Origin of the sequence: Geminocystis sp. CENA526 (genome assembly GCF_050753365.1) — a bacterium.
Lineage (GTDB): Bacteria > Cyanobacteriota > Cyanobacteriia > Cyanobacteriales > Cyanobacteriaceae > Geminocystis.
Genome location: NZ_JBLZFY010000203.1, coordinates 1 through 3,081, shown reverse-complemented (window position 1 = coordinate 3,081; position 3,081 = coordinate 1). Strand labels below are relative to the sequence as shown.

Here is a 3,081-nt window from a genome sequence, read left to right as displayed (position 1 = left end):
GGTTAAAAATTATGGAAGGAAAATTAATTGTCAAGGGCAAAAATTTACAGGTAGAATTTTTAAGTAAAAAAGGTACTCCTGTACCTACCAATCCAAAAGAAAGTGAGTTATCATCTCCAATTCTTCACTTAAAGAAAAACTCCATTGATAGTCTTCATAACAAAGAGGTAGAATTTGATTTAGTCAGTGGACAACCTCAAAAAATTAGAGAAAAAGGTAAATCGTGGGAAGGAGTTAGTATTTCACAATCTAATCAATCCAATCAATCTAAATCTACTAATCGAGTTAACCCCACAACAAGAAATAATCCACAATCATCCCAAAGGCAAACACTAAGGAATGTAAATATTCGAGGAGAATTTCACAACCCTTATAACTTTATCCCTACTCCTCCTCGTAAAAATGATAACTCAGAATTGTTCGATCGAACCCCCGTTGGACATGGCAAATATCATGAAAATTATTGGAGTGGGAATATCACAGTAAAACTAACCACCAAAACCCCCTTATTAATCCCTGATGCAGGTAATGCCACCGAAGATAATAATGGACATAAAACCTATCCTCTCAGAATTGGAGCAGATGGTAAACCATTATTACCCATTACATCCGTAAAAGGAGCATTGCGATCAGCTTACGAAATGGTGACAAATTCCCGTTATTCCATCTTTGAAAAACACGAAGACAGATTAGCCTATCGCACTCCTGCAAAAATTACAGTTGTACCTGCAAGGGTAGAAAATAAAGAAGGAGAACTCTTTTTAAGGATAATGGATGACACTGGTTTAGTGGGAGAAACCGCCAGACTGAAACGTTATGAGAAAAACAGCAGAAATAAAGACAAAGGAGAAAGCCATGTTGCCACTAAATATAAAGGTAAAAATCAATTACCTCAACATGGGGAAGCCGTCTGGGTAAAATTAAGCAAAGGTAAAGTACAAGAAATTATACCTCGTGATCAAAATCCTAGCGATACTTCATGGAAACAAGGATGGGTATGTGTAACGGGTGCAAATATTAACGGTAAAATGAATGAAAGGGTATTTATCGAACAAAATAATAATGAGTTAATATTCGTTACTGATAAAGTTAAATCCTTATGGGAAGAGTTAATCAGAAACTATCAACAAACCCACATTAAAGATTTAGAAAAACGTAAGGCAAAAAATCAGTCTCCCACAGCTTATTTAGGTGGCAAACCCGGGGAAACAGGATGGTCAAAACACATTTGGGATGAAAAAGAGTTACAATTCAAAGAAGGCACTTTATGCTATGTTGAATTTGATAATAGAGGCAATATAACAGCTATTCAACCTGTTACTATTTCTCGCCGTTTATATAAATATTCCCCTGAGTCTTTACTCGATGATACCTTCTTAAAACCTGCCCAAGACATCAAAGAATTATCACCTGCTGACAGGGTTTTCGGTTGGGTAAATCAAAAGGGTAAAGGTTCATACAAAGGTAATTTGCGTATCAATGCCTTAACCTGTATCACGGATAATTGTATTGAAAATTTTGGCGATCGAGGTTTACCATTAAATATATTAGGACAACCCCAACCATCTCAAGCCAGATTTTATCAGGCACAAGATAAACAAGGCACTCCTTTAAAGACTGGTAGTGATAAAGGAAAAAGCTATAGTGACAAGAATCAAAGTTTAAGGGGAAGAAAAGTATATCCTCATCAAAACTTACCTGCTAATCATTGGGATAATGCTAATCTCGATCGAACCCAACAAAATAATAATGGACATTATCAAGAATATTATAGACCAGATAGCACAAGAGATGATCAGAATCGATCGATTCAAGCATGGGTTAAACCTAATACTGAATTTACCTTTAACATCGATATAACTAACCTTTCTACCGTAGAATTAGGTGCATTATTACTGATTTTAAACTTGCCTGAAAACCATTATCATCGTCTTGGGGGAGGTAAACCCTTTGGTTTTGGTAGTGTGAAATTTACCATCGATTGGGATAAAACCGACTTGAGAAAAGGGGAAGACTGGAAAGAATACTATAGTAGCCTTTTACCCATTTCCAAACCCAATGCCAATGTCGCCAAAGCATCTATTGAGGAATTTAAACAAGCGGTAGAGACATCTTATAACGGAAAATTTGAGGAAGTATCCTTTATCAAAGCCTTATTAGTTGCTACTCAGGGTTATAGCGATAACTTACCTATTCACTATCCTCGAAAACAAACTAATCCAAGTACAGACGTAAAAATCTTTGAGTGGTTTGTGGATAATGAAAATACCAATCAACGTAATGGGGGTTTGAAAGTCGCTTTACCAATGTTAGCAAATGATGGTGGTTTACCCAGAAATCCTCGTTAAAATTAATAGAAAAAGTCTCTCTTATTTAGGGAGATTTAATAATAAAAAATAAAATTTATGTTTACTCAAGCAGAAAAAACAATCGGTTTAACAGAGTTTTTACAACTACCAGAAACAAAACCAATTAAAGAGTTTATTAACGGTTATATTTATGAAAAACCAATGCCGAAAGGAAAACATAGTACCATTCAAACTTTTTTAACCACTGCCATTAATCAACAGGGTTTAACTAATAAAAAATGTTGTGCTTTTACCGAACTTCGTTGCAATTTAAACGATCGATCTATTGTACCTGATATAAGCGTAATTAACTGGGATAAAATACCCAAAGATGAACGGGGAGAAATTGCTAATATTATCGAAATTCCCCCCGATTGGATTATTGAAATTTTATCTCCTCAACAAAGTTCAATTCGAGTAATTGATAACATTTTATTTGCCCTTAATTATGGTAGTCAAATAGGTTGGTTAATTGATCCCCAAGAAAGACTTATCATGACTTTTTTACCCAATCAACAGCCTCAAATTCAACAAAATCAAGATTTATTACCAGTGTTATCTTCTCTCTCTAATTGGCAAATTTTACCTCAAGAAATTTTCAACTATTTAACGTTTATTTAACTGTCATATTTCGATTATGAAAATAATAGATTCTAATCAATCTTATACTTTTAGCAAAATTTTTGAACTCCAAGTAAATATTGATGAATTTGTAGCTGATTTTGGTTATTTA

Annotated in this window: 2 protein-coding genes; both read left to right on the top strand. The window is 34.3% G+C overall.

What is annotated here, in order from left to right; genetic code table 11:
* Positions 1–2,348 (top strand): TIGR03986 family type III CRISPR-associated RAMP protein (locus tag ACN4EE_RS22585; protein ID WP_431708769.1); only part of this gene is annotated, 2,348 nt, incomplete at its 5' end.
* A 57-nt stretch (positions 2,349–2,405) separates the two neighbouring features.
* Entirely contained in the window at positions 2,406–2,969 is a 564-nt protein-coding gene (locus ACN4EE_RS22580; protein WP_431708768.1) for a Uma2 family endonuclease, read from the top strand.
* The last annotated feature ends 112 nt before the right edge of the window (positions 2,970–3,081 follow it).